This is a genomic window from Spirochaeta dissipatitropha, from assembly GCF_054657935.1.
In genome coordinates this window covers 1-402 of the sequence record NZ_BAAHXT010000054.1, presented here as the reverse complement: position 1 = coordinate 402, position 402 = coordinate 1, and the positions used below count along the sequence as shown (strand labels likewise).

The window sequence follows — 402 nt, the reverse complement described above, 5'->3', positions numbered from 1 at the left end:
TTTTTCCGCTGTCACGTCCATGCATTTGAACATTTCAATGGGGTTCCGGAGAAAGTGGTCCCGGATAATCTCAAGGCAGCTGTGGTAAAGGCATCGTTCACCGATCCAATTGTGAACCGGGTGTATCTGCGTCTGGCAGAGCATTACGGATTCCTTATTGATCCTTGTCCACCGGCAACCCCGCGATTGAAAGGCGGTGTAGAAAATGATATTAAATACATCAAGGGGAACTTCTGGCCACGATACCGGGAAGGTGAACGTCAGCGGGGACATGAAGTGCCCTACGCCGATAGACTGCAACGTGCACTTGAATCATGGAGCCAGGATACCGCTGATGTGAGGACCATCAAGGGAATAGGGGCGCAGCCGATTGATCTATTCACCGACGAGGAACAGACCGCA

1 pseudogene is annotated in these 402 nt (G+C 51.5%); it reads left to right on the top strand.

Annotated elements, in window-relative coordinates:
* Positions 1–402, top strand: a pseudogene (locus tag ACYQ2L_RS17200) (hypothetical protein); the annotation flags it as partial.